Origin of the sequence: Flavobacterium aquidurense (assembly GCF_031458035.1) — a bacterium.
Taxonomy (GTDB): Bacteria; Bacteroidota; Bacteroidia; order Flavobacteriales; family Flavobacteriaceae; genus Flavobacterium; species Flavobacterium aquidurense_C.
This window is the reverse complement of record NZ_JAVDXR010000001.1, coordinates 418,818-444,671: the sequence shown is the minus strand read 5'-3', so window position 1 is coordinate 444,671 and position 25,854 is coordinate 418,818. Positions and strand designations below refer to the sequence as shown.

Genomic DNA, 25,854 nt, shown 5'->3' with positions numbered 1-25,854 from the left:
AATTTTGTTTTTTTAGTTTCAGGTTTCACGTTTCAGGTTTTGACTTGAAACTAAAAAAACTTGAAACTTGAAACTTTTTATACTGTTAATTTGCCTACTAAATGTTTCACTTGCGAGAAAGGTTCAGCAACAAAATGATCTCTATTTTTTATTTTTTCAGGGAAACGAACGTGGTATTCAAATTCATCTCTAAAGTGACGGATCGCTGCTGCTACTGGCCAAGAAGCTGCGTCGCCAAGCGGGCAAATGGTATTACCCTCGATTTTACTTTGAATGCTCCACAATAATTCGATATCTTCTTCACGCCCCTGACCGTTTTCAATTCTCCATAAGATTTTTTCCAACCATCCAGTTCCTTCACGGCAAGGCGTACATTGTCCGCAAGATTCGTGGTGGTAAAAACGTGCAAAATTCCATGTATTTCTTACTACACAAGCAGTATCATTATAAACGATAAATCCTCCTGAACCTAACATTGATCCGGTAGCAAAACCACCATCACTTAAAGATTCGTAAGTCATTAATCTGTCTTCGCCGTTTGCTGTTTTGAAAATCAATTCAGCTGGTAAAATTGGCACCGAAGATCCTCCGGGAACAAACGCTTTCAAAGGTCTGCTAGAAGACATTCCGCCTAAATACTCATCAGAATTCATGAATTCGTCAACACTTAAACCTAATTCAATTTCATAAACTCCTGGGTTTTTAATGTGTCCTGAAGCAGAAATTAATTTAGTTCCGGTTGAACGACCAATTCCGATTTTAGCATAATCATCTCCAGAGTTGTTGATGATCCAAGGCACAGTTGCGATAGTCTCCACATTGTTTACTACTGTCGGATTAGCCCAAAGTCCAGAAACCGCTGGGAAAGGTGGTTTAATACGAGGATTTCCTCTTTTACCTTCCAAAGATTCTATAAGTGCAGTTTCTTCTCCACAGATATAAGCTCCGGCTCCACAGTGAACGTGTAATTCTAAATCGTAACCTGTTCCTAATATATTTTTTCCTAACCAACCGGCAGCTTTTGCTTCGGCGATTGCTCTTTCTAAAATTTTGAAAACCCACATATATTCTCCACGAATGTAGATATACGAAAGGTTAGCACCTAAGGCAAAACTTGAGGTAATCATTCCTTCGATCAATAAGTGAGGGATAAACTCCATCAAATAACGATCTTTGAAAGTTCCTGGTTCAGACTCATCGGCATTGCAAACTAAGTGTCTTGGTTTACCTGATTTTTTATCAATAAAACTCCATTTCATTCCGGCAGGGAAACCCGCACCACCACGGCCACGAAGTCCTGATTTTTTAACTTCTTCAACAACTTCGTCTGGCGTAAGTGTTTTCAAAGCTTTTTCTACAGAAGCATAACCACCATTTTGACGGTATACTTCGTAGGTTTTAATACCTGGAACATTGATTTTATCTAATAATATTTTCTGTGACATCTTATTTATCGTGTAATATTATTTTATCATCTCTACAATCAGCGATTAACTGATCGATTTTTTCTTCTGTCAATTTTTCTTTGTAGAAATCGCCTAACTGCATCATCGGAGCATATCCGCAAGCACCTAAACATTCTACTCCGGCAATGGTAAACATTCCATCAGGAGTTGTTTCTCCCATTTTAATGCCTAATTTTTCAGAAGTATAATCCATTAAATTTTCAGCACCATTTAAACAACAACAAGAAGTCTGGCAGAATTCGAACATGTATTTTCCAATTGGTTTTTGGTTGTACATGGTATAAAAAGTAACCACTTCGTAAACCTCAATTGGTTTGATGTGCAAAATTTCAGCAACCTTATCCTGCAACTCGATACTTAACCAGTTATCGTGCGCATCCTGCACTTCGTGCAAAACAGGCAACAAAGCTGATTTTCTTTTATCTTCAGGATAATGACTGATCAACTCATTGATGCGAGTCATCAATGCTTCAGTCATGTTTATTTCTTGTTTGTAATGTTTACGTTCCATTTTTATTTTAGATTTTAGATTTTAGATTTTAGATTTTTTCAATCTTTGTCCTTAATCCATATTCTGCAATCTCTTTTATTTTAGATTTTAGATTTATGATTTTAGATTTATGATTTTAGATTTTTCAATCTACATTCTAAAATCTAAAATCAACAATTTTTTTAGGCGTCTAATTCTCCTGCAATAACATTTAAACTTGAAAGGATAACAATTGCATCTGATAATAAAGCACCTTTAATCATTTCAGGATATGCCTGGTAATAAATAAAGCAAGGTCTTCTGAAATGTAATCTATATGGAGTTCGGCTTCCGTCAGTAACTAAATAAAATCCTAATTCTCCATTTCCTCCTTCAACAGGGTGGTAAATTTCTGCAACTGGTACAGGAACTTCTCCCATTACAATCTTAAAGTGATAAATTAAAGATTCCATTGAAGTGTAAACATCTTCTTTTGGAGGAAGGTAATAATCCGGAACTTCTGCATGATATTCGTTTCCGGCCGGCATTTTATCTAAAGCCTGACGAATGATGCTTAAACTTTCACGAACTTCGGCATTACGAACACAAAAACGATCGTAAGTATCGCCTGATTTTCCAACAGGAACAATAAAATCAAAATCTTCGTAAGACGAGTAAGGCTGTGCGACACGAACATCGTAATCAACTCCTGCAGCACGTAAATTTGGACCTGTAAATCCGTAAGCCATTGCTTGTTCTGCTGAGATTGCTCCAACGTTTACAGTTCTGTCAAGGAAAATTCTGTTTCTTTCGAATAAGTTTTCAAATTCTTGCCAAGCGACAGGAAAATCTCTTAAAAACACTTCTAATTTGCGGAAAGCTTCTGGTGACCAATCTCTTTCGAAACCACCAATTCTTCCCATATTTGTTGTTAAACGAGCACCACAAATTTCTTCGTAGATTTCGTAAACTTTTTCTCTAAATTGAAAAACGTATAAAAAACCAGTATATGCACCAGTATCTACACCCAAAATCGAGTTACAGATTAAGTGGTCAGTAATACGAGCTAATTCCATTACGATCACTCTTAAATATTGAGCACGTTTTGGAACTTCAATTCCCAACAATTTCTCTAAAGTCATCCACCATCCCATATTATTGATAGGAGAGGAGCAATAGTTCATACGGTCTGTAAGAGGCGTAATTTGATAGAAAGGACGATTTTCGGCAATTTTTTCGAATGCTCTGTGGATATAACCAATAGTTGGTTCAGCCTCAAGAATTCTTTCACCATCCATCAATAAGATATTTTGAAAAATACCGTGAGTTGCAGGGTGTGTTGGACCTAAATTCAGTACTGAAAGCTCGCTTCCGTCTTCGTTTAGTTTCTCGTTTATTATTTTAGCATATCGATGCTCTGGTGGTAATAATAGTTCTGACATTTTATAATGTTGAATTATTTATTTTTTAGCAATTTGTTGTTGTTCTTCCAAAGAATCTGTCGTCTTTATCCGTTCTTCCGCTGTCTTCCATTGGGAATTCTTTTCGCATTGGGAAAGAGATCATTTCATCCATATTCAAAATACGTTTCAATTGCGGATGTCCAATAAAGTTAATTCCGAAGAAATCGTAAGTTTCTCTTTCCATCCAGTTGGAGCTCAGGAAAATATTTGAAATGGTTTTTATCTCTGGTTTTTCGCCGTTAAGATATACTTTAATTCTGATGCGTTTGTTTTCGTACCAGTTGTGCAAATGATATACTATCGCAAACTGACGATCTGCTTCGTTGTCCGGATAGTGAATTCCGCATAAATCAGTTAAAAAGTGAAAACGTAAATCAGAATCATTTTTCAAAAAAAGAATTAAAGCAGTGATTTTATCAGCTGTTGTTTCTATTGAAAAAATATCTCTTTCTTCTTGAAAGTTAAAAACACTTGAATCAAATGTTTCTGTAAGTTTGTCCTGAATCAGGGTATTTTCTAAGGCCATCTTATGAGATATTATATGAAGCTAATAATTCTTGGTATTCTGGAGAGCTTCTGCGTCTAACAGATTCGCTTCTTACCAATTCCTGAAGTTTCATTACTCCATCAACAATTTGTTCTGGTCTTGGCGGGCATCCCGGAACGTAAACGTCAACCGGAATTACTTTGTCAATTCCTTGTAAAACAGAATAAGTATCGAAGATTCCACCTGATGAAGCACAAGCTCCAACTGCAATTACCCAGCGAGGCTCAGACATTTGCTCGTAAACCTGTCTTAAAATAGGTGCCATTTTTTTAGAAATAGTTCCCATAACCATCAACATATCTGCCTGACGCGGAGAAAAACTCACACGCTCAGAACCAAATCGTGCTAAATCATAATGTGAAGCCATAGTCGCCATGAATTCGATACCACAGCATGAAGTTGCAAAAGGTAATGGCCATAATGAGTTGGCTCTTGCCAAACCTACAACGTCATTTAGTTTTGTAGCGAAGAAACCTTCTCCTACAACTCCTTCCGGCGGCGCAACCATATTTACATTTGAATCGCTCATTTTATTTTAGATTTCTGATTTTAGATTTTAGATTTTTGAAATCGTAAAAGATAAAATCAATTTTTTAAATCAGTATATTAATTCGAAGAATTCAAATTTTAAATTATGTTTCAGTTAAGCTTTAATTCTTAAATCTAAAATCATCAATCTAAAATCTAAAATCGTGTTATTCCCAGTCTAAAGCTTTCTTTTTGATGATATAGAAAAAACCAACTAAAAGAAGTGCCATGAAGACAATCATTTTCAACATTCCTTCCATTCCCAGTTCCTTGAAATTTACTGCCCAAGGATAAAGGAAAATTACCTCTACGTCAAACAATACGAACAAAATAGCTACTAAGAAGTATTTTACAGAAAACGGAATACGAGCGTTACCAACAGATTCGATACCGCACTCGAAGTTTTTGTCTTTCACTTCAGAGGTTCTCTTTGGTCCTAATTTTCCAGAAATAATGATTGTTCCTACCACAAAACCAACAGCTAAAATGAACTGCATTAAAATAGGAATGTAACTGTATTGATCAGATTGCATAAACTTAGGGTTTTTACTTAAAGAATAAGCCACAAAGATAACTTTCAACTCTGTAAATCACAAGCTAAAAAATGATTTAAGTGCGCTCTGAAACTGCGTTTGTGTCTAATTTTTATTGATTATAAATAAGATTAGGAAATTTTAATATTTTTTTAAGAAATGAGCAAAAAAAAACGTTTCGAAATAAATCGAAACGTTTTCAAAACCATTCAGAGGCAAAAAAAATAAATTGCTATATTTTTCTTAGATTACTGCTACTTTAGCAGCAACTTTCCCTTTTCTTCCTTCTTCTTCTTCATAGCTTACACGGTCACCTTCGCGTAATTCTTCCGCGTTAATTCCTGAAGCGTGAACGAAGATATCTTTTCCTGTTTCTTCGTCTGTAATGAATCCATAACCTTTAGACTCATTGAAAAATTTTACTGTACCTGTACGCATTGTAATTGTAATAATAATTTATAATGAAGCAAATGTAAGATATAAATTCATACAAAAGACAATAAGGTGTTAATTTTTTGTAAAAATTATTGATTCACAGTCTTTTCGCTATTTATATTGCATCAAATCTTATACAGATGTGCTTTATTTGAGAATCGTTAATTGTAAGAATAGAACTAGGGAAAATCAGGCCGCATTTAAGGTCATTTTGACAATTATTTGAATTTGTTCACTTTTGTGTGCATTTAATCTTTTTTTTGACATTTTTCCTGAATTTATCTATTACCAATTATTAATAAAAAAAAGCTACAATTATTTTCAAATTGCAGCTTTTGTTATTTAAAAATTCTTAGAATTTATAGAATGTCAACTTTAATATGCAGCTCTTTTAATTGAGCATCATCAATTGTTGCAGGTGCATCGATCATAACATCACGTCCTGAATTGTTTTTCGGGAATGCGATAAAATCTCTAATGGTTTCCTGACCACCTAAAATTGCAACAAGTCTGTCAAGACCAAATGCTAAACCTCCGTGAGGCGGAGCTCCAAATTGGAAAGCATCCATTAAGAAACCGAATTGCGCTTTTGCTTCTTCTTCGGTAAATCCTAAATATTTGAACATTAATTGTTGAGTAGCTTTATCGTGAATACGAATTGATCCTCCACCTATTTCATTTCCGTTAAGAACCATATCATAAGCATTGGCGCGAACTTTTCCAGGTTCAGTTTCCAATAATTGCATATCTTCTGGTTTTGGAGATGTAAACGGGTGGTGCATGGCGTGATAACGTCCACTTTCTTCATCAAGCTCTAATAATGGGAAATCTACAACCCATAATGGAGCAAATTCTTCCGGATTACGTAACCCCAAGCGCGTTGCCAATTCCATACGAAGTGCTGAAAGTTGTGCACGTGTTTTATTAGCAGGACCAGAAAGTACAAAAATCATATCGCCAGGTTTTGCTCCTGTAATTTTTGCCCATTGTCCTAGATCATCCTGATCGTAAAATTTATCTACAGATGATTTAAAAGTTCCGTCGTCATTGCATTTTGAATATACCATTCCAGATGCTCCAACTTGGGGACGTTTTACCCAATCAATTAATCCGTCAATTTCTTTACGGGTATAATTTCCTGCTCCCGGAACTGCAATTCCAACTACTAATTCCGCAGCATTGAATACTGGAAAATCTTTATGTTGTGCGAATTGGTTTAACTCACCAAACTCCATTCCGAAACGAATGTCCGGTTTGTCATTTCCGTATGTTTTCATGGCATAATCGTAGGTGATTCTTGGAAATTTATCTACTTCAATACCTTTAATTTCTTTTAGTAAATGTCTTGTCAATCCTTCAAAAACATTCAAAATATCTTCCTGCTCCACAAATGCCATTTCGCAATCGATTTGTGTAAATTCGGGCTGACGGTCTGCACGCAAATCTTCATCACGGAAACATTTCACGATTTGGAAATATTTATCCATTCCACCCACCATCAATAATTGTTTGAAAGTTTGTGGAGATTGTGGCAAAGCATAAAATTGTCCTTCGTTCATACGGCTTGGTACAACGAAATCTCTTGCTCCTTCAGGAGTAGATTTAATTAAATAAGGCGTTTCAACTTCGCAGAAATCTAAATCAGATAAATATTTACGAACTTCCATCGCTACTTTATGACGGAATAACAAACTGTTTTTTACAGGATTTCTTCTGATGTCTAAATAACGGTATTTCATTCTGATATCTTCTCCGCCATCGGTTTCATCTTCGATTGTAAATGGAGGCGTTAAAGCTGCATTCAAAATTGTCAATTCTGAAACTAAAATTTCGATTTCACCAGTCGGAATATTTTTGTTTTTGGCTTCACGCTCAATCACAGTTCCTTTAACCTGAATTACAAATTCTCTCCCAAGAGTTTTTGCTAATTCAAAAACAGTTTTCTCAGTACGGCTTTCGTCGAAAATAAGTTGTGTAATTCCGTAACGGTCACGCAAATCAACCCAATTCATAAATCCTTTATCGCGTGATTTTTGTACCCAGCCTGCAAGCGTAACTTCGGTATTAATATTTGAGGCGTTTAACTCGCCACAATTATGACTTCTATACATGATCAAAATTTTAGACTGCAAAAGTAAACACAAAATTCAAATTAATATAGAAAAGTGTGCAACTAGATGAGTATTAATTTGAAATATTTTGTTAATTGTTAAATATTGGCGTTCTAATTTCTTTAGATTTGAGGTATTAATTTCAAACTTTAATATATATGAAGAAATTTTTCGTCACTGGCCTATTGATTTTTAGTGCTTTGAATGTTATTGGTCAAGCCAAAAATCAAATCAAATTTACTGCTAAAATTGCGAATCGAAATAGTGATACTTTAGTCATACAAGGAAAAGATTTTAAGAAAGTTATTCCGATTAACAAAAAGGAAGTTTTTGTGGCTTCATTTGATGCCCCAAAAGGATTTTATGTGTTTTCTGACGGAATTGAATCTTCGAGATTATATTTGAAGCCAAATTCTGTGGTAAACTTAACGATGAATGCCAAAGAATTTGATGAAACGATTGTTTATAAAGGTAAAGGTGTAGACGAAAGTAATTTTCTTGCACAACAATCTTTAAGGAATGAAAAACTTGAAGAAGGTTTTTCTAAAGGGTCTGATGAATTTGCTGTATTATTTGAGGCTAAGAAAAAGGCGGATGTTGAAAGTTTGGAAAAAGGATCTTTTGATCCGGAATTTGTAACGGCGATGCAAAGTAACTTTGAACGTTTCAATCAATATGCTTCGCAAGAATATGAAAGAGTGTCAAAAGCAAAGAAAATGGTTGGTAAATCATCGCCTGATTTTGATTTTGAAAATCATAAAGGAGGAAAAACAAAGCTTTCTGATTTAAAAGGGAAATATGTTTATATTGATCTTTGGGCAACATGGTGTGGGCCTTGCAGAGCTGAAATTCCGTATTTGCAAAAAATTGAAGAAAAGTATCATGGAAAAAACATTGAATTTGTGAGTATTTCGGTTGATGCCTTAAAAGATCATGACAAATGGCAAAAATTTGTAACAGATAAACAATTAGGAGGAATTCAATTATTTTCAGATAATGAGTGGAAATCTGATTTTGTAACAAGTTATGAAGTAAACGGAATTCCGAGATTTATTCTAATTGATCCGACAGGGAATGTTGTGAGTTCTGATGCTGCAAGACCCTCTTCTCCAGAACTTCAAATGCAATTAGATTCTATATTGAATTAATTTCTGTACAAAATTGATAACGATTTCGTAATATTGGATTTTTTCTAAAATCCCAGTAAAACCAATGCTTAAGCGTTGGTTTTTTTGTTTTTTGAGAATTTCCAATGTTAAGCTTTTATCTAATGTTACCAAATTGTTAAGTAAAAGTTTGTTTAATGTAAACTTATGATTATATTTGATAACGATTTGATAACATTAATACCTAAAGATATGAAAAAGTGTGTAATTTTAGTTGCAATATTGTTCTCTGGAATTTTAGTTGCACAAGAAGTAAAACCCGAATTAGAAGCTGTTGGAAACAAGGTAAAAGCTACTTATTATTATGATAATGGTAAAGTACAACAAGAAGGCTTTTTTAAGGATGGTAAACTGGATGGCGTTTGGGTATCATATGATGAAAATGGGAATAAAGTTGCCGTAGGAGAATACACAGATGGATTGAAAACTGGAAAATGGATTTTCTTTAATGAAAAAAGCCTATGCGAAGTTGCTTATGAAAACAGCAGAATCAGCTCAGTTAAAAACTTACAGAAAAATGCTTTAGCAAATAGTAACTAAAGTAATTTCGAAGATACAAATAAAGAACCGCTTTTTATGAGCGGTTTTTTTATGCTTTCAACTTTTTGCAGCTTTTCTTCTTTCTTCCGTACCAGATTATAAAACCTGATACTGGCAGAGCTGCTGCTATTAAACTTACAATAAAAGCTATAATTTTTCCGGGTAAATCCAGAATCTGGCCTGTATGAATTCCGTAGTTCATTTCGACAACTTGCAAGCCTAAACTCTTTTTATTGTAAGGATCGCTTTGAAGTAGTTTTCCGTCAAGCGGATGAAAATAATAATTACTCTGATGATCATATCTTAAGGTATGAGGGTAGGCACCTGTATTTATAATATCCCCTTTTTGATGTGGAAACGTAACGTAAAACATCTCAGATTTTGGCTGTAATTTTTCAGTTTCGATAAACGCCCGATCAACAGCAATTATGCTATTAGTTTTAAATTTTGTTGTATCAATTATTGGCGCTTTGGTTTCAAGTGCTTTGTCTCCGCCAAAATTAAAAGTTTTATAAATCCCGTCGCCAACCCATTCGTAGGTAAAAGTCAAACCGGTAATCGCAATAATGGTTGCAATAAGCGCAATATAAAATCCGGAAGTATTATGCCAGTCGTAATTTACACGACGCCAGCGAGCGGACCATTTTACAGATAAGCTTCTTTTTATATCGCTTTTTCGTTTCGGCCACCATTGAATAATTCCTGAAATCAACAGTAAAATAAAGATTATGGTTGCACCGCCAATAATGTGTTTTCCAATATAATCGGGAAGGAGTAGATATAAATGAATGTATTCGACAATAATAAAAAAATCAGTTTTTGGATTTTCGGTTTTTAGATATTTTCCCGTGTACGGATTAAAATACAGGTATAAATTTTCAGTTTCAGAGTAAGTATAGACAATCGCAGACCGATTTCTCCCATAATAAGAAACCATACTTGCTGTATTCTTTGGAGCAATGTCTTTTGCCTTTTGCTGTAATACAGATGGAGAGAGAAAAGGTTTATTTTGGGTTTCAACTAATCGCCATTCTTTTCTTGTAATGTCTTTTATTTCATCATGAAAACAAAAGATACATCCTGTAATACTTATTATAAAAACAATAAGCCCGGAAATTAATCCGAGCCATTTATGTAGAAAACGTACTTGTTTTTTGAATCCCATCTTTTGAATAAAAGCGTAAAAGTATATGCTAAATCAATAAGAGACAAATATTTTAGTTCTTTTCAAATAAAAGAGATTATAAAGTTAATTGCGGAGTAGATGGTTCACGCAAAGTCGCGAAGTCGCAAAGAGTACAAAAACTTTGCGACTTCGCGACTTTGCGAGATTATTTTAAATGGATCTTATTATTTTCTTTGATTAAAAAGGTAAAACATTTCAATTATTTTTCGGCAACAGCCTCTTTTTTAGGTTTAAGATGGTACGCAACATAAAGTGATATTGAAGCCAGAACAATCCAGAAAACATCGATAACAAAAACCTGAATTTTATTCTCCATAAAAGAAGTCCAAAACCAGTTTCCGGAAACAATTCCGTTTGTAATCGGGATTAAAAAACCTAAAATACTTCCTAAAATCAAACAGCATTTATTGGTGAAAGCATCATTCTTTTTAAGGATAAAAAAGAGGGTAAGAATCAGCCATCCCACAAAATAAAACGTATAAAGATTATCCTGAGTCAAAGGATAAAATATTTTAGTAACGATAAAGGCAAGGGCGGTAATTGGATACATGCTCAAACAAATGGCCAAATAAATGCGAACAACGGCATTATTAAAACGTCTTTTCTTTTCAGGCATATTGTTTTTTTGTCTTGCAACGAGCCAAATCATAACTCCCGAAATGATCACAAAACAGGTAATAATTCCTAAAATGAAGCTGACTATTTTTAAAGCGTAACCACCGTAATCACCATAGTGAATTCTGTACAAAACATTTTTGACGATATCTAAATAACTGGTTTGCGTAACAGGGTTTTTCTTTGCAATTTCTTTTCCATCAGAAACACGGTAAAGTACTTTTCCAATCCCAGTGAATTTTTTGTGATTAGGCAATTCACCTTCAACCAAAATATGCATATTGGCATCACCATAATTCTGAATAAAAACGCGGGTAACTTCAAAATCGGACCAATTGTTTTTTGCTTTCGCAACCAACTGATCAATATTAAAAGGAGTAGCCAGTTTTTTATTTTCAAATTTATATTGAGGATCTGTGTATTCTAATTCTTTATATAATTTGTCCTGATCGCCTTGATATAAAGCCATGACAGCTGGAGCAACTATCAAAAGCTTAATCATGAAAAAAGCTCCTGTAACAGCATAAACAAATTGAAAAGGCAGACCAATCATTCCTAAAGCGGTATGTGCATCTGTCCACAATGTTTTTAATTTTTCCTTTGGACGGAAAACATAAAAATTAGAAACTATTTTTTTCCAATGCAATAAAACACCTGTAATAATAGCAAACAAGAAAAATAGCGCAATAAAGCCAGAAAGATAATATCCAACAGGATATGGAATTTGAGCAAGAAAATGCAATCGGTATAAAAACTCACCTAAAGAATAGGATTCTTCATAAGTAAAGGTTTTGAAAGATTTAGTGTCCAAATAAAAAAACGAACCTTCTTTTTGTTTAGCAGGAGCCAAAGTATCTTTAGTGCCTTCCATGTAAATGGCAACTCTTCTTTCTGTACTTGGTTTAGAAATTGTAATATCTCTTCCATGTAAGACATATTGTTTGTCTAACTTTTGCAAAGCTTTATTGTAGTCTAACTGAATTTCTTTTGTAATAGCAGTAGATTCACTTCTTTCCCAATTGATGATTTCATCTCTAAAAAAAGAAAAAGATCCTGCAAAGAAAATTACAAAAAGGACAACACTAATAACGATTCCGCTAACAGTATGGGTGTGAAAGTAGATATTATAATTACGGTTGCTCATGAGTTATTGTGTCATTGGATTATAGGTTTGACCCAAATAAATAAAAAGAGAAAAAATTAAGGTAAGCAGTATATAAATACCCCAGATTTTCCATCCGCTTTTTGCCAGAAATGCAATTACCATTAATGCTACCCACAAAATAAAACCAGTAAAAGCCATTGTCATTAAAATATTTGCTCTGTTGAACCATGAAGCCAAAGCCAAATGAAAAGTAACAGAAACAAAATAGCCGCCTAGAATGGCAGCGGTAATTTTGGCAAAGCGTTGCCATTTTGATTGGGTTAAATATTTTGGATTTGCTGGCATAGACTGCTTAAGTAATTAGTAATAATAAAATTCTAATAAAGCGATAATTATAAAGAACAATAAAAGAGCAATGCTATTTACTTTTTTTAGTGGTTTTAAAATGATAATCAAACTGCCAATTGCCATAAGCTGAACAAAAAACATGAGAGTACCGCAACATAATGATTGTGTAAAAAGCCATACTGAGTAAGCTAATAAAAGAAGTAATAATCCTGTAATTTTAGTTTGTTTTGGATTGTTTTTCATCCATTTTTCAAAACCTAAATCATAAGACAAAGTCGCTCTTTTTGAGGTGTAATACAGCGTATAAAAAGCTAAAAAAACGATAAGACTGGCAATTGTTATCATCATCTTAAAAATTTAAAAACACCTTTCTGGTTTAACAGAAAGGTGTTTTTTGTTGTTTTCTATTAGAATTTATAGGAGAAATTTGCTGATACACTTCTCATGTTTTTTGGGTGAATTGTAGACCAGCCATCATATGTATCGATGTTTGAAATATTATCAAGTTTAAGAGTCAAAACATACTTTTCAGTTCCGTAGAAAATAGATGAATTTAAAACCGTGTAAGATGGTAATGTAAATTGACCCGTTACGGTTCTGTTCATGATTTTATTCTTATCAGCATAATTTCCTCCAAAACCTAAACCAAAGCCTTGTAAATCTCCTTCAGAAAATTTATAGCTTGCCCAAAGGTTTGCCGTGTTTTGTGGCCCTGCGCTTTCTGGTCTGTGACCTACGAAATCCGGATCACCAGCAGTCAAAAGAGCATCATTATAGCTGTATCCGGCAACAATGTTTAAGCCTGTAATCGGGTTTGCAACGATTTCAGCTTCGAAACCTTTGTTTCTTTGTCCACCGTTTTGGTAAGAGGTTTGCGTTGTAGCAGTATAAACGGTATAAACCTGATCTGTTACTTTAATGTCGTAGTAGCTGAATGTAGCATAAAGTTTGTCCTGAAAAATATTCAATTTTGTTCCAACTTCAAATTGATTTGCATGCTCAGGAGAGAAAGTTCGTGGTTGAGAAGTTCCATCGGGTAAAACATCATTTACCGGAGCAGTATTAGCAAAACCATCCATATAGTTAGCAAAAATCGAAACTTTGTCTATAATTGGCTGGTAAACTAAACCAAATTTAGGAGAAAGAGAAGTTTGGTTATAATCGTCAGCATTTGTGCTAACATCACCTTCTGTCATAAAACGGTCAACACGCAAACTTGCCATTGCAGATAAACCTGGAGTAAAGTTGATTACATCAGATACATAAGCACTGTAAACTTCTTGTTTTGTTTTATTATTGTTCATTGGAGCTGTCGCTAAAAGCGCATCAGATCCTGCTTTTGTTAAGATTCCGCTATCACCATTTGTGATGTATTTCGCTGGGTCAGTAATACCGTAAAGGTTTTCATTTACTGTTTTCAAATCAAGATTTCCAATATAAATAAGTCCATTTCCTACATATCCTGATCCATTGTCAATAGCACCTCTATTGAAGTAATCTAAACCGGCAACAATTCGGTTTCTCATGTTTCCGATTGCAAAGTCACCAATAAAGTTTTGTTGAATGTCAGTTGTTAAAGTTGTAGAGTTTTGGTAGTTCATGTAACGGGCTAAAACAATACCTTCTGAAATTGCAGTTGGTGCAGATTGTGTACCTTCATAAATGTAAGAATAGTATCCATCTGATTTTGATGATCCTCTGGAAACTACAGTTTGAGAACTCCATTGATCAGAAAATTTATAGTTCATTTGTCCCTGAAGGTTAAATGACGGAGTTTCGATTGCCAATTCATTACTTGTGTAAGAACGTTTGTTGTCATACCCTAATTCATCAATATTATGAACTCTCAATGCAGCTCCTCTGTCTAAAAATAACATTGTTGGATTAGTAGCTCTGTAATTCATGAATTCAGTGTTGATGAAAAACGAAAGTTTATCGCTAACCTGATAAGATAAAGAGGGTGCAAAAAAGAATGATTTTTTAAATCCTGCATCCTGAAAACTGTTTTCAGTATGATAAGCTGAATTTACCCGAACGTTAATTTTGTGCTCTTCATCTAATGGAGTATTAACATCAACAGTAACGCGGTTTAAACCATAACTTCCTGCTGTGTAATCTACTATTCCTCCAAAATGGTCGTATGGTTTTTTAGTCGTTAAGTTTATTAAACCTCCATAAGAGATTAAACTGCTTCCAAATAAAGTTCCAGACGGTCCTTTTATTACTTCAATTTTATCAATATTTGCAGGATCAATACTTCCGTTTGTTAATCCTGGCAGTCCGTTGATCATGGTTGGCTGTACAGCAAATCCTCTTAAAGAGAAATAACCTGCACCGTCGCCTCCACGTCCTGTAGAAGCCCAAAGAGGAGATAATCCCGGAGCATTTTTAAGTGCGTCATCAATATTAGTAACCACTTGTTCCTTTAAAAGTTCGTTTGTGATTGTGGTATAAACTTGTGGGTTTTCAAGATTTTTAAGAGGCAGTCTTGACACTTGTTGTGTTTCTTTGCGGGCAAATGTATTTTTTTTAGCATTGCCATTAATTACAATTTCGTCTAACTGTTCAGAGTTTGAACTAATAGTAAAATCCTCTATAATTTCGTCTCCACTATTTAGAGTAATGCTTTTTTCTTTAGAGGTAAAGCCAACAGCAGAAACTCGTAGTATATAATTTCCTGGTTTTAGATTTTTAATCTCGTAGTGACCTGTATTGTCAGTATTGGTTCCAATTTTTGTACCTTTTAAAGTTATTGAAACGTTATCTGCGGGCTGATTTGGTGTTAAGGTGATTTGGCCTTTAATTGTTGCTTTTTCCTGGGCCCAAATTGATGTGCTTGTTAATAATAAGAAACAAACGCTCAAAAAAGAAATGGTAACTTTATATTTCATTTTTTATTTAGAATTGATTTGAATAGTGCAAATTTAAGTCGCGAACACCACCTATACAAGTTATTTTTATTTATTCTAAATAAATTATTTTTTAAGGGTTAAAATTTTCATTTTCTCAAAAAATTAACATCTTAAGCTAATCTTAAGCTATTGTTAAGCAGAAAAAAAGCCTGTTCAATGAAGAACAGGCTTTTAATATTGTTGAAAAATTACTTTAAATTACAACTCTAAAGCACGTTTAGCATCGCCATTCATCAATAATTCTAATGGATTTTCTAAGGCTTCTTTAACAGCAACCAAGAAACCAACTGACTCACGTCCGTCGATAATTCTGTGATCGTAAGAAAGAGCAACGTACATCATTGGGTGAATTTCAACTTTACCGTTTACAGCGATTGGACGCTCGATAATGTTGTGCATTCCTAAAATTCCTGATTGAGGAGGGTTGATGATTGGAGTACTTAACATACTTCCAAAAACTCCACCATTAGTAATAGTGAAAGTTCCACCAGTCATATCGTCAACAGTAATTTGACCATCACGAGCTCTTAAAGCTAATCTTTTGATTTCAGCTTCAATTCCACGGAAAGTTAATAGTTCAGCGTTGCGAACAACAGGAACCATTAAACCTTTTGGTCCGGAAACTGCGATAGAGATATCAGCAAAATCGTAAGCGATTTTGTAATCACCATCCATCATTGAGTTAACATCCGGATATAATTGTAAGGCTCTTGTAACTGCTTTTGTAAAGAAAGACATGAAACCTAATCCTAAACCACCATGTTTCGCTTTGAATGCATCTTTGTATTCATTACGAATTTGGTTGATTGGCGTCATGTTAACTTCGTTGAAAGTCGTTAACATTGCTGTTTCGTTTTTCGCAGAAACTAGTCTTTCTGCTACTTTACGACGTAACATTGATAATTTTGTACGCTCAGTTCCACGGCTTCCACCAGTTGGAGTTCCCATTGAAGGTACTGCATTTACAGCGTCATCTTTTGTGATTCTTCCACCTTTACCAGTTCCTGAAACTGTTGCTGGTGCTATATTTTTTTCGTCTAATATTTTTCTTGCTGCTGGAGATGGAGTTCCAGCTGCGTAACTTGTTGCTGCTGGCGCTGCTGCCGGAGCAGGAGCTGCTTTTGGGGCTTCAGCTTTAGGTACCTCAGCTTTCGGCGCTTCAGCTACTGGAGCCGCTGGTGCATCACCTGCAGGTTTTGCTGCATCTGTATCAATTAAACAAACGACAGCTCCTACTGCAACTGTATCACCTTCTTCAGCTTTAAGCGTAATAATTCCGCTCATTTCAGCAGGCAATTCAAGAGTAGCTTTATCTGAATCAACTTCAGCAATAGCTTGATCTTTCTCTACATAATCTCCGTCTTTTACTAACCAAGTTGCAATTTCAACTTCTTTTATTGATTCCCCTGGTGATGGGACTTTCATTTCTAAAATCATCTTTGTTTTTGTTTAAGGTTTTTATGGTTTAAAATTTCAGGTCATCAAACTTGAAACTTTAAACTTGAAACATTCTTTTTTATCTGAATAAATTTTTATCGAAAACCATTCTAATTGCATCAGCATGGCGACGTTTTGCACGTGTATAACTTCCTGATGCTGGTGCAGCGTAAGCTTTTAATGAAGCTAATCTCCATTTTACAAGATCAAAGTTCATTAACATAAAGCTGTAAGCTCCCATGTTTTTAGGCTCTTCTTGTGCCCAAACATAATCATCAGCATTTGGATATTGTGCAATAATTGCTTTTAATTGTTCAACCGGTAAAGGGAATAATTGCTCGATACGAACAACTGCAACGTCATTTCTTCCGTTGTTTTCTCTTTCTGCAACAATATCATAGTAGAATTTACCTGTAACAAAAACTAAAGTTTTTACTCCTTTTTTATCTACTGTATTGTCGTCAATTGTTTCCTGGAAACTTCCTGTTGCTAGTTCATCTGCTGTAGAAACGCATCTTGGGTCACGCAATAAACTTTTTGGAGAGAACACTACCAAAGGCTTACGGAAATTCGTTTTCATTTGTCTTCTCAACAAGTGGAAGAAGTTGGCCGGAGTTGTACAATCTGCAACGTACATATTTTGTCTTGCACAAAGTTGTAAATAACGCTCCATTCTTGCAGAAGAGTGTTCTGCACCTTGTCCTTCATATCCGTGAGGCAATAGTAAAACAATACCGTTTTGGTTGTTCCATTTATCTTCACCACATGAAATATATTGGTCAATCATAATTTGCGCTCCATTAGAGAAATCTCCAAATTGTGCTTCCCAAATCGTTAATGCATTTGGATTTGCCAATGCATATCCATAATCAAAACCAAGAACGCCATATTCAGATAATAGAGAATTGAACACGCCGAATTTTCCTTTTTTGTTTTCGATAGCATCTAATAAAACTACTTCTTCTTCAGAATCTTCAACTTTAACTACCGCATGACGGTGAGAGAAAGTACCACGTTCTACGTCCTGACCAGAAATACGAACATCAAATCCTTCAGTTAAAAGAGATCCGTAAGCTAACGCCTCAGCAGTTCCCCAGTCAATAGTGTTATTGTCGTATCCTGTTTTTCTATCTGTAACAATTTTAGTTATCTTATTGATGAATTTTTTGTCAGATGGTAAAGTTGAGATGGTATTGATAATAGAATCCAGTCCTTTTTTATCAAAAGTAGTGTCAACTTTTTGAAGCATTTGTGTATCAGTTACCTGAACAAATCCGTCCCATTCATTTTTCATGAATGGAGTTATAATGGTCAAATCTTTTTTACGGGAAGCTTCTAGATTCTGCTCCAAATCCGATTTGTATTCTGTTTCCAGAGCATTTACATAAGAAGCATCGATTACGCCATCAGACAATAATTTCTCTGCATAAATATCCCTTGGGTTTTTATGTTTTGCGATAATTTTATATAAAACCGGTTGAGTAAAACGAGGTTCATCACCTTCGTTATGACCGTATTTTCTGTATCCTAATAAATCGATAAATACGTCACGTCCAAATTGCATTCTGTAGTCTAATGCAAACGATACTGCGTGTACAACAGCTTCAGCATCATCAGCATTTACGTGTAATACTGGTGAAAGCGTTACTTTGGCAACATCTGTACAATAAGTTGATGAACGAGCGTCTAAATAATTGGTTGTAAAACCAACCTGATTATTAATTACAATATGGATTGTTCCTCCAGTTTTGTAACCGTCAAGCTGAGCCATCTGAATGATTTCGTATAAGATACCCTGTCCTGCAATTGCAGCATCTCCGTGAACGGCGATAGGTAATACTTTAGAGAAATCGTCAGCATAATATTTATCTTGTTTTGCTCTTGTGATTCCTTCAATAACAGCTCCAACAGTTTCTAAGTGCGAAGGGTTTGGTGCTAAATTGATGTTGATACTTTTTCCTGATCTTGTTTTTTTGTCAGCAGTAAGACCTAAGTGGTATTTTACGTCACCATCAAAATATTCCTGATCGTAATCTTTACCGTCAAACTCACCAAAAATATCCTGAGTAGATTTTCCGAAGATGTTTGCCAAAACGTTCAAACGACCACGGTGTGCCATTCCCATTACGAATTGTTCAACACCTTTTTCAGCAGCTTGCTCGATCAAAGCATCTAAAGCTGGAATAATAGATTCTCCACCTTCTAGTGAAAAACGTTTTTGTCCAACATATTTAGTGTGTAAGAAGTTCTCGAAAGAAACTGCTTCGTTTAATTTATTTAAGATTGTTTTCTTTTCTTCTGTAGAAAAATTAGGCTGATTAACATTAACTGCTAATTTATCCTGGATCCATTTTACAACACCAGGATTTCTGATGTACATATATTCAATTCCAATATGCTGGCAGTAAATCGATTTAAGACGAGTTACAATATCCTGTAAAGTAGATGGTCCAACTCCGATAGTCTTAGCTGCATCAAAAACGGTTGAAAGATCAGCACTTGTTAGTCCGAAATTTTCAATATCTAAGGTTGGAGATGAAGTTCTACGGTCACGAACCGGATTTGTTTTTGTAAACAAATGCCCGCGCGTACGGTAACCATCAATTAATTTTAATACGTTGAATTCTTTTTGTAACTTTTCAGAAACCTGAGTGTAATCTGTGCTTGGGCTAGTCACATATTCAACGATTTGTTGAACCGGATTTTCGTCATTATAAGTCGTCTGTCCAAAGTCGAAACCTTGAAAAAAACTTCTCCAGCTTGGCTCAACGCTATCTGGGTTAACTAAATACTGATCATATAATTGTGCGAAAAACTCTGTATGCGCTGCATTTAAAAATGAAAACCTATCCATAATATTAGTGAATATACTTTTTGTTAAATAGAATGGCAAAAGTACAACAATCACATTTATTTAAATCTTTTTTTTACGTACTTTTACGTAAAAATTTGTTAAAAATAGACACAACTATGAATAAAAATCAAATTTCAATCGTTTTCAAACCTTTTTATGTGATTATGGTACTGTTTTTTTTTAATTATACCAGTGCACAGCAAAATTATGTTATAGATCAGAGTCCTAACTTTTGGGATAAAGTTCAGTTCGGAGGTGGTTTAGGACTTGGATTTGGATCTGGATATACCAATATTTCTGTAATGCCAAGTGCAATTTATAATGTTAATGAGATTGTGTCGCTGGGGGTTGGACTGCAATTTGGTTACTTATATCAAAAAAATTATTACGACTCTTTCGTCTATGGAGCAAGTTTTTTAACCTATGTAAATCCGATTCCGCAAATTCAGTTATCTGCCGAATTGGAACAGGTGAGAGTCAATACAAATTATGAAGCAACCTATTATTTCCCTGCTTATTCTGATAATTTTTGGAACACAGCCTTATATCTCGGTGCTGGTTACAGAACCGGGAATGTAACAATTGGCGCACGTTATGATGTCTTGTATAATCCAAACACGAGTCTTTACGGCTCTGGATTTATGCCTTTTGTGAGGGCGTATTTTTAGGAGGTTCAAAGGCTCAAAGGTTCAAAGCAACAAAGGTTTTACTCATTGACGCAAAGTAAGGAAAACTCTGTCCCTTTGCTACTCTGCACCTTTGTACCCTTTACTTAAAATTCTTCCTAAACCAAACCTTCTGCCATTCTCTTTTTAAAATCAAAAACGAAACCTGTTCAGCAAGAATCACTAAATCGGAGCCATCGAGTTTTTTAATTTCAGGTTCAGAAACATCAATAATATAAAGGAGATTCAAATATTCAGCGAACTTGTACTGAATCATTCGGTAGATTTTTTCATGTAGCTGAATCTTTAATTCTTCGGGAGAAATGCTTAAAGGGAAATCAATTCCTTCATTGGCCAAATTAAAATCCTTGTTGATTTGTTCAATCAGGTTGAGGTATAAAGTGGCTGCCTGAGCTTCTGCTAACAACGATTCGGTATTGATTGGTGCTACAAACATTTTAATTTTAGATTTTAGATTGCTGATTTATGATTGTAGATTTTTTGATGTTGAAAACTGAAAATTGCGACTGAAAACTAAACCTTGCGTCCCATTAAATTCTCGCCGAAAGTTCTTAGAATGTCTTTTTTCTCGGCATTGATATTCATTTTTTCTAAAGTTTCAAAAGCTTTAAAAGTGTACATTTCAATCGCTTCCTGTGTGGCTTCTGAAGCTCCGGATTCGTTAAAAATGACTTTTGCAGTTTCTATTTTTTCTGAATTATCTTCTAATTGCAATCCGAATAATTTTTGTAATTCTGATGCTTTTTCTTCAGATGAAAATTCAATCGCTTTAAGATATAAATAGGTTTTTTTGTTTTCGATGATATCACCGCCAACTTGTTTCCCGAAAGTTTCAGGATCTCCAAAAGCATCTAAATAATCATCCTGCAACTGAAAAGCCAATCCTAAATTAAGTCCGAAATCATAAATTAAATCGGCTTCTTTTTCAGAAGTTTTGGCTACAATTGCACCCATTTTCATGGCCGCGGCAACTAAAACGGCTGTTTTGTATTCAATCATTTTCAGGTATTCAGGAATGGTAACGTTGCTTCTTTCTTCAAAATCAACATCCCATTGTTGTCCTTCGCAAACTTCAAGGGCAGTTTTGCTGAATAATTTCGCCAAATCCCTAAAAACGGCTGGTTCGTATTGTTCAAAATATTGATACGCAAGAATTAGCATCGCGTCACCAGAAAGAATTCCGGTGTTGATATTCCATTTTTCATGCACGGTTACTTTTCCTCTTCTCAAAGGCGCGTCGTCCATAATATCATCATGAACTAAAGAGAAATTATGAAAAACTTCGACCGCCATTGCTGCCGGAAGCGCTATTTTATAATCGGCATCAAAAACTTCGGCAGCCATTAATGTTAGTACAGGACGCATTCTTTTTCCTCCAAGACCTAAAATATAAGTGATAGGTTCGTAAAGATTTTTAGGCTCTTTGCTTATACTTTGGCTTTCTAAATAATTAATGAAAAATTCCTGGTACTGACTAATATCGTGCATAAAATGAAAATCTGATTATCGAGGCTCAAAGATACAATTCAAATATGAATTATTCCGTCCAAAAATCTAAATGGTAATCAAGATTTAAAATCAGTCAGAATTGAACTCAATTTAAAGGCGTTAAAAATATTTTAAAAAAACACGGAAACTTTTTTGGTGTTTAGAGTTTCCTGTCTATATTTGCAATCTTTAACGGAAACTTTGAACACTATAAAAGTTTCCAAAAGAAATTCAGGTATTTTTTGAACTAACAAAACCAAATATTTATGAAAACAACATGGACCTTAGATTCTAGCCAGTCAGATGTTTTAATTAAGATGAGACATTCGATCATTGCCTATTTAGGAGGAACTACAAATAAATTTGATGGTTATGTTAGTATTGAAGACAATGAAATCGAAGATGCTTCGGTTGAATTTTCATTGGATATTAATAATAAAAATGACAGTTTTCAGCAAATCGATTCTCACATGCAACTCAATGATTTATTCAATGTGAATGAGCATCCGATTATCAGTTTTAAATCGACTTCATTTCAAAAAATCAATAATAACATTAATTTTTTCAAAGGTGATTTAACCATAAAAGATGTCACTAAAGTTGTAGAACTTGATGCAGAATTTATCGGTATCAACTCATACAATGGAGAGAGAAAAGTTGCTTTTGAAATCAAAGGAGATATTAAACGTCAGGACTTCGGTTTAGATTATAATGCGTACAACTACAATGGTGGTTTAGCATTAGGAAAGGATATTAAACTTATTGCAAATTTAGAATTCAGCATATAAATCTTACTTAATGAAAAAATTAACGTAAAATTATTACAAATACAACGGAAACTATTTTTTAGGTTTTAGTTTCCTAAGTATATTTGTAATGCAATTTTAAAATCAAAATGAAAGATAAAATTATATCAAAAGCGAGTGAATTATTTTTAAGACTCGGTTTTAAAAGTGTTACGATGGATGATATTGCAGGAGAAATGTGTATTTCGAAAAAAACGATTTACAAATATTTTTGTAATAAAGAGGTTTTGATTGAAGAGAGTACTTCGATGGTGCATAAACAAGTTCATGAAGTTATTGATACCATTGTGGCAAAAAATTATAATGCGATTCATGAGAATTTTGAGATCAGAGAAATGTTTCGCGATATGTTTAAAAATGCCACGGATACGTCTCCTCTTTATCAGTTGAAAAAGCATTATCCTGAAATATATCAAAACGTAATGACACATGAAATCGATCAGTGCAATCATTATTTTAAAGATAATATTCTGAAAGGAATCCGTGAGAATTTATACAGACCGGATTTGAATATTCCTTTGTATGTGAAATTTTATTACACGCTGATTTTTCATATTAATGAAACTACGGTTTCTGAAAGAGAAGCACAAAAAATAGAATTGGAAGCGTTGGAATATCACACCAGAGCTATGGCGACCCCGGAAGGAATTTTGGAATTAGAAAAACAACTTAAAAAAATTACTCTTAATTAATCTATATATATGAAACGAATAATTCTTATATTTTTGTGTTCAATTGGTTTGACTGCCAGCGCACAAGTCCAGACTTTAACCTTAAAAGATGCTCTTAACTATGCGCTTCAAAACAAAGCGGATGCTAAGAAATCTAAATTACAGGTTGAAAATAGTGAATATCAAATTCAGGAAATTCGCTCCAGAGCATTACCGCAAATTTCAGGTAATGCAAGTTTAACTTATAATCCAATTTTGCAAACTAATGTTATTGATGGAGGTTCTTTTGGTCAGCCAGGAACTACCATTCAGGCGACTTTTGGCCAAAACTGGACTTCAGGAGCCGGGATTTCTTTAAGTCAGGCTTTGTTTGATCAATCTGTTTTTACAGGATTACGAGCTGCAAAATCTACTCGTGAATTTTATCAAATTAATGATCAGTTGACAGAAGAGCAAGTAATAGAAAGAGTTGCAAATAATTACTACGGTGTTTATGTACAACGCGAAAGATTAATTTTATTAGATAGTAATTACGTTAATACGACTAAAGTTCGCAATATAGTTCAAGGACAATTTGACAACGGATTGGCTAAAAAAATTGATTTAGACCGTATTATCGTAAAAATGTCAAACATTGATACAGAGCGTCAACAAATTAAAAATCAGATTACTTTACAGGAAAATGCGTTGAAGTTTTATATGGGAATGCCTATTGAAGCACAAATCGTAATTCCAAAAGAAGAATTTGAAGTGGTTCCGGCTGCATTAACAGAAGTTCCTAATGTTGAAAACAGAACGGAATATTTGCTTTTGAAAAAACAAGAAGAGCTTTTAGTATTTAATAAAAAAGCTACGGAAGCACTTTATTATCCAACATTAAACTTAGTTGCTGGTTATAATTATATAGGTCAGGGCCCTGAAATGCCTCTTTTTGCTAAACCAAAAGATGGCGTTTATTGGTCAGACTACTCTGCAATTGGATTGAATTTACACGTACCAATTTTTACAGGTTTCGGAACTCGTGCTAAAGTAAGACAAGCCGATGTTGAAATCAGATCACTTCAGGAAGATATTAAAGACACCAAACTTTCACTTGATCTGGATTACAGAAACGCAATGGCTCAAATTGAGAACAACCTTATCACGATTAATAATCAAAGGGAAAACATGCGTTTGGCAAAAGAAATTTTAAGCGATACAAAAAATAATTATCTTCAGGGATTAGCTTCATTAACAGATTTACTGGATGCTGAGAACGAATCTCTTGAAGCTCAAAATAATTTCACAAGAGCAGTTTTAAATTACAAAATTGCTGAGATAACACTAATCAAATCAAAAGGCGAACTAAAAACTCTTATTAAATAACTAAATAAAAATGAAGAAAACTATTATAACTATCGTAATCATAATTGCAGCATTGGCTCTGATTGGATTTGTCTTAAATAAGAATAAGAAAGAGAATAAAGAGAAAACAGATATTGTAGCAGAAAAAAATGCTGCGGTTTCAGTAAAAATTTCTCCTGTAAAAACAGAGGAAGTTTCATTGGACTTCGTTGCAAACGGAAATTTCCAACCTATTCAACAGTTGACATTCTCAGCTGAGAAATCTGGAAAAGTAATCAGCGTTTTGGCAAAAGAAGGTGATTACGTAAAAGTAGGTCAGACTTTATTAACAATGAGGGGAGATGTAATCAATGTGAATGCACAACAAGCACAGGCTGTATATGCAAATGCAAAATCTGATTATGCGAGATATGAAAATGCTTACAAAACGGGTGGTGTTACAAAACAGCAATTAGATCAGGCAAAATTAGCGTTGACAAATGCGCAATCTAGTTTAACACAGGCAAACATTAATGTTGGAGATACAAGAGTAAAAGCTCCAATTAGTGGTTTCATTAATAAAAAATACATTGAGCCGGGATCTATTTTAACCGGAATGCCTGCAACTGCATTGTTTGATATTGTTAATGTTTCTAAACTAAAATTAGTAGTAACAGTAAACGAAAATCAGGTTGCAAGTTTAAAAGTTGGAAATACTATTAACGTAACTGCTAGTGTTTATCCTGATAAAACTTTTTCTGGAAAAATAACTTTTATTGCTGCAAAAGCAGATGAGAGTTTAAACTTTCCAGTTGAAATTGAAATCGCAAACAACATCAACAACGACCTGAAAGCAGGTATGTACGGAACTGCAAATTTTGCTTCAAACCAACAAAAACAACATTTAATGGTTGTACCTAGAAATGCATTCGTAGGAAGTGTAAGCAGCAACGAGATTTTTGTAGCTGAAAATGGTGTCGCAAAATTGAAAAAAGTAACTGCGGGAAGAATTTTAGGAGATCAGGTTGAAATCATCAATGGATTATCTGATGGCGAAAAAGTAATTACTACCGGTCAGATTAACTTACAAGACGGTAATAAAGTAGAAATTATTAAGTAAGCTTTAAGCTATAGGCAATAAGCTATAAGCTTTTTTAAAAAGCCA

24 protein-coding genes are annotated in these 25,854 nt (G+C 34.3%); 7 read left to right on the top strand and 17 right to left on the bottom strand.

Going from position 1 to position 25,854, the window contains the following annotated elements:
• Window positions 1–77 precede the first annotated feature (77 nt).
• From nuoF to aspS, 8 genes are all read right to left on the bottom strand, one after another.
• Window positions 78–1,445 (bottom strand): NADH-quinone oxidoreductase subunit NuoF, encoded by a 1,368-nt coding sequence (gene nuoF, locus J2X17_RS01870; protein ID WP_127338246.1) that lies wholly within the window; start codon window positions 1,443–1,445, stop codon window positions 78–80.
• Between the two features lies 1 nt (window position 1,446).
• Window positions 1,447–1,977 (bottom strand): complex I 24 kDa subunit family protein, encoded by a 531-nt coding sequence (locus J2X17_RS01865; RefSeq protein WP_029271565.1) that lies wholly within the window; start codon window positions 1,975–1,977, stop codon window positions 1,447–1,449.
• A 161-nt stretch (window positions 1,978–2,138) separates the two neighbouring features.
• Window positions 2,139–3,377 carry an NADH-quinone oxidoreductase subunit D gene (locus tag J2X17_RS01860; RefSeq protein WP_310294139.1) on the bottom strand — a complete coding sequence of 413 codons (1,239 nt, stop codon included), beginning with the start codon at window positions 3,375–3,377 and terminating at the stop codon, window positions 2,139–2,141.
• 25 nt (window positions 3,378–3,402) lie between these two features.
• Complete coding sequence (locus J2X17_RS01855) at window positions 3,403–3,924, bottom strand: NADH-quinone oxidoreductase subunit C (RefSeq protein WP_310294137.1); 522 nt, start codon at window positions 3,922–3,924, stop codon at window positions 3,403–3,405.
• Window position 3,925: 1 nt separating this feature from the next.
• Window positions 3,926–4,474 (bottom strand): NADH-quinone oxidoreductase subunit B, encoded by a 549-nt coding sequence (locus J2X17_RS01850; protein WP_029271568.1) that lies wholly within the window; start codon window positions 4,472–4,474, stop codon window positions 3,926–3,928.
• 166 nt (window positions 4,475–4,640) lie between these two features.
• Entirely contained in the window at window positions 4,641–5,006 is a 366-nt protein-coding gene (locus J2X17_RS01845; protein ID WP_026982602.1) for an NADH-quinone oxidoreductase subunit A, read from the bottom strand.
• Window positions 5,007–5,249: 243 nt separating this feature from the next.
• Window positions 5,250–5,444: a cold-shock protein gene (locus J2X17_RS01840; RefSeq protein WP_007137066.1), complete on the bottom strand. Its 195-nt coding sequence runs from the start codon at window positions 5,442–5,444 to the stop codon at window positions 5,250–5,252.
• A 356-nt stretch (window positions 5,445–5,800) separates the two neighbouring features.
• Window positions 5,801–7,552, bottom strand: coding sequence for an aspartate--tRNA ligase (gene aspS, locus J2X17_RS01835; protein WP_310294135.1), 1,752 nt, complete (start codon window positions 7,550–7,552; stop codon window positions 5,801–5,803).
• 158 nt (window positions 7,553–7,710) lie between these two features.
• Between aspS and J2X17_RS01830 the strand changes: the two genes are divergently transcribed.
• Both J2X17_RS01830 and J2X17_RS01825 read left to right on the top strand, forming a co-directional pair.
• Window positions 7,711–8,700 carry a TlpA family protein disulfide reductase gene (locus J2X17_RS01830; protein WP_310294134.1) on the top strand — a complete coding sequence of 330 codons (990 nt, stop codon included), beginning with the start codon at window positions 7,711–7,713 and terminating at the stop codon, window positions 8,698–8,700.
• Window positions 8,701–8,910: 210 nt separating this feature from the next.
• Window positions 8,911–9,258 carry a toxin-antitoxin system YwqK family antitoxin gene (locus J2X17_RS01825; RefSeq protein ID WP_310294132.1) on the top strand — a complete coding sequence of 116 codons (348 nt, stop codon included), beginning with the start codon at window positions 8,911–8,913 and terminating at the stop codon, window positions 9,256–9,258.
• Between the two features lie 49 nt (window positions 9,259–9,307).
• On the opposite strand, the gene J2X17_RS01820 is transcribed toward J2X17_RS01825, so the two are convergent.
• The 7 genes from J2X17_RS01820 to J2X17_RS01790 form a co-directional block, all read right to left on the bottom strand.
• Window positions 9,308–10,423, bottom strand: coding sequence for a PepSY-associated TM helix domain-containing protein (locus J2X17_RS01820; RefSeq protein ID WP_310294129.1), 1,116 nt, complete (start codon window positions 10,421–10,423; stop codon window positions 9,308–9,310).
• Between the two features lie 220 nt (window positions 10,424–10,643).
• Window positions 10,644–12,203: a PepSY-associated TM helix domain-containing protein gene (locus J2X17_RS01815; protein WP_310294127.1), complete on the bottom strand. Its 1,560-nt coding sequence runs from the start codon at window positions 12,201–12,203 to the stop codon at window positions 10,644–10,646.
• Window positions 12,204–12,206: 3 nt separating this feature from the next.
• Complete coding sequence (locus tag J2X17_RS01810) at window positions 12,207–12,509, bottom strand: hypothetical protein (protein ID WP_026982608.1); 303 nt, start codon at window positions 12,507–12,509, stop codon at window positions 12,207–12,209.
• Window positions 12,510–12,524: 15 nt separating this feature from the next.
• A complete protein-coding gene (locus J2X17_RS01805) occupies window positions 12,525–12,860 on the bottom strand; it encodes a hypothetical protein (RefSeq protein ID WP_310294126.1) in 336 nt (111 codons plus the stop codon).
• Window positions 12,861–12,919: 59 nt separating this feature from the next.
• Window positions 12,920–15,403 (bottom strand): TonB-dependent siderophore receptor, encoded by a 2,484-nt coding sequence (locus J2X17_RS01800; RefSeq protein ID WP_310294123.1) that lies wholly within the window; start codon window positions 15,401–15,403, stop codon window positions 12,920–12,922.
• Window positions 15,404–15,622: 219 nt separating this feature from the next.
• On the bottom strand, window positions 15,623–16,861 hold the full coding sequence (gene odhB / locus J2X17_RS01795; protein WP_310294121.1) for a 2-oxoglutarate dehydrogenase complex dihydrolipoyllysine-residue succinyltransferase: 1,239 nt from the start codon (window positions 16,859–16,861) through the stop codon (window positions 15,623–15,625).
• Window positions 16,862–16,940: 79 nt separating this feature from the next.
• Window positions 16,941–19,715: a 2-oxoglutarate dehydrogenase E1 component gene (locus J2X17_RS01790; protein ID WP_310294119.1), complete on the bottom strand. Its 2,775-nt coding sequence runs from the start codon at window positions 19,713–19,715 to the stop codon at window positions 16,941–16,943.
• 116 nt (window positions 19,716–19,831) lie between these two features.
• Here J2X17_RS01790 and J2X17_RS01785 point away from each other — a divergent pair, with 116 nt between their 5' ends.
• Window positions 19,832–20,383 carry a hypothetical protein gene (locus J2X17_RS01785; RefSeq protein ID WP_310294117.1) on the top strand — a complete coding sequence of 184 codons (552 nt, stop codon included), beginning with the start codon at window positions 19,832–19,834 and terminating at the stop codon, window positions 20,381–20,383.
• 100 nt (window positions 20,384–20,483) lie between these two features.
• Here J2X17_RS01785 and J2X17_RS01780 read toward each other — a convergent pair whose 3' ends face one another.
• Both J2X17_RS01780 and J2X17_RS01775 read right to left on the bottom strand, forming a co-directional pair.
• A complete protein-coding gene (locus tag J2X17_RS01780; RefSeq protein WP_310294115.1) occupies window positions 20,484–20,837 on the bottom strand; it encodes a hypothetical protein in 354 nt (117 codons plus the stop codon).
• A gap of 77 nt (window positions 20,838–20,914) precedes the next feature.
• On the bottom strand, window positions 20,915–21,889 hold the full coding sequence (locus J2X17_RS01775; protein ID WP_310294113.1) for a polyprenyl synthetase family protein: 975 nt from the start codon (window positions 21,887–21,889) through the stop codon (window positions 20,915–20,917).
• 266 nt (window positions 21,890–22,155) lie between these two features.
• Between J2X17_RS01775 and J2X17_RS01770 the strand changes: the two genes are divergently transcribed.
• From J2X17_RS01770 to J2X17_RS01755, 4 genes are all read left to right on the top strand, one after another.
• Entirely contained in the window at window positions 22,156–22,677 is a 522-nt protein-coding gene (locus J2X17_RS01770) for a YceI family protein (protein ID WP_310294110.1), read from the top strand.
• A 107-nt stretch (window positions 22,678–22,784) separates the two neighbouring features.
• A complete protein-coding gene (locus tag J2X17_RS01765; RefSeq protein ID WP_310294107.1) occupies window positions 22,785–23,387 on the top strand; it encodes a TetR/AcrR family transcriptional regulator in 603 nt (200 codons plus the stop codon).
• Between the two features lie 9 nt (window positions 23,388–23,396).
• A complete protein-coding gene (locus J2X17_RS01760) occupies window positions 23,397–24,731 on the top strand; it encodes a TolC family protein (protein ID WP_310294105.1) in 1,335 nt (444 codons plus the stop codon).
• A gap of 10 nt (window positions 24,732–24,741) precedes the next feature.
• Entirely contained in the window at window positions 24,742–25,809 is a 1,068-nt protein-coding gene (locus J2X17_RS01755) for an efflux RND transporter periplasmic adaptor subunit (protein ID WP_310294104.1), read from the top strand.
• Window positions 25,810–25,854 lie beyond the last annotated feature (45 nt).

What these genes read in the sequence shown, in the direction of transcription:
- nuoF (WP_127338246.1), bottom strand. Translation starts at nt 1,445, where the DNA reads ATGTCACAGAAAATATTATTAGATAAAATCAATGTTCCAGGTATTAAA.
- J2X17_RS01865 (WP_029271565.1), bottom strand. Translation starts at nt 1,977, where the DNA reads ATGGAACGTAAACATTACAAACAAGAAATAAACATGACTGAAGCATTG.
- J2X17_RS01860 (WP_310294139.1), bottom strand. Translation starts at nt 3,377, where the DNA reads ATGTCAGAACTATTATTACCACCAGAGCATCGATATGCTAAAATAATA.
- J2X17_RS01855 (WP_310294137.1), bottom strand. Translation starts at nt 3,924, where the DNA reads ATGGCCTTAGAAAATACCCTGATTCAGGACAAACTTACAGAAACATTT.
- J2X17_RS01850 (WP_029271568.1), bottom strand. Translation starts at nt 4,474, where the DNA reads ATGAGCGATTCAAATGTAAATATGGTTGCGCCGCCGGAAGGAGTTGTA.
- J2X17_RS01845 (WP_026982602.1), bottom strand. Translation starts at nt 5,006, where the DNA reads ATGCAATCTGATCAATACAGTTACATTCCTATTTTAATGCAGTTCATT.
- J2X17_RS01840 (WP_007137066.1), bottom strand. Translation starts at nt 5,444, where the DNA reads ATGCGTACAGGTACAGTAAAATTTTTCAATGAGTCTAAAGGTTATGGA.
- aspS (WP_310294135.1), bottom strand. Translation starts at nt 7,552, where the DNA reads ATGTATAGAAGTCATAATTGTGGCGAGTTAAACGCCTCAAATATTAAT.
- J2X17_RS01830 (WP_310294134.1), top strand. Translation starts at nt 7,711, where the DNA reads ATGAAGAAATTTTTCGTCACTGGCCTATTGATTTTTAGTGCTTTGAAT.
- J2X17_RS01825 (WP_310294132.1), top strand. Translation starts at nt 8,911, where the DNA reads ATGAAAAAGTGTGTAATTTTAGTTGCAATATTGTTCTCTGGAATTTTA.
- J2X17_RS01820 (WP_310294129.1), bottom strand. Translation starts at nt 10,423, where the DNA reads ATGGGATTCAAAAAACAAGTACGTTTTCTACATAAATGGCTCGGATTA.
- J2X17_RS01815 (WP_310294127.1), bottom strand. Translation starts at nt 12,203, where the DNA reads ATGAGCAACCGTAATTATAATATCTACTTTCACACCCATACTGTTAGC.
- J2X17_RS01810 (WP_026982608.1), bottom strand. Translation starts at nt 12,509, where the DNA reads ATGCCAGCAAATCCAAAATATTTAACCCAATCAAAATGGCAACGCTTT.
- J2X17_RS01805 (WP_310294126.1), bottom strand. Translation starts at nt 12,860, where the DNA reads ATGATGATAACAATTGCCAGTCTTATCGTTTTTTTAGCTTTTTATACG.
- J2X17_RS01800 (WP_310294123.1), bottom strand. Translation starts at nt 15,403, where the DNA reads ATGAAATATAAAGTTACCATTTCTTTTTTGAGCGTTTGTTTCTTATTA.
- odhB (WP_310294121.1), bottom strand. Translation starts at nt 16,861, where the DNA reads ATGATTTTAGAAATGAAAGTCCCATCACCAGGGGAATCAATAAAAGAA.
- J2X17_RS01790 (WP_310294119.1), bottom strand. Translation starts at nt 19,715, where the DNA reads ATGGATAGGTTTTCATTTTTAAATGCAGCGCATACAGAGTTTTTCGCA.
- J2X17_RS01785 (WP_310294117.1), top strand. Translation starts at nt 19,832, where the DNA reads ATGAATAAAAATCAAATTTCAATCGTTTTCAAACCTTTTTATGTGATT.
- J2X17_RS01780 (WP_310294115.1), bottom strand. Translation starts at nt 20,837, where the DNA reads ATGTTTGTAGCACCAATCAATACCGAATCGTTGTTAGCAGAAGCTCAG.
- J2X17_RS01775 (WP_310294113.1), bottom strand. Translation starts at nt 21,889, where the DNA reads ATGCACGATATTAGTCAGTACCAGGAATTTTTCATTAATTATTTAGAA.
- J2X17_RS01770 (WP_310294110.1), top strand. Translation starts at nt 22,156, where the DNA reads ATGAAAACAACATGGACCTTAGATTCTAGCCAGTCAGATGTTTTAATT.
- J2X17_RS01765 (WP_310294107.1), top strand. Translation starts at nt 22,785, where the DNA reads ATGAAAGATAAAATTATATCAAAAGCGAGTGAATTATTTTTAAGACTC.
- J2X17_RS01760 (WP_310294105.1), top strand. Translation starts at nt 23,397, where the DNA reads ATGAAACGAATAATTCTTATATTTTTGTGTTCAATTGGTTTGACTGCC.
- J2X17_RS01755 (WP_310294104.1), top strand. Translation starts at nt 24,742, where the DNA reads ATGAAGAAAACTATTATAACTATCGTAATCATAATTGCAGCATTGGCT.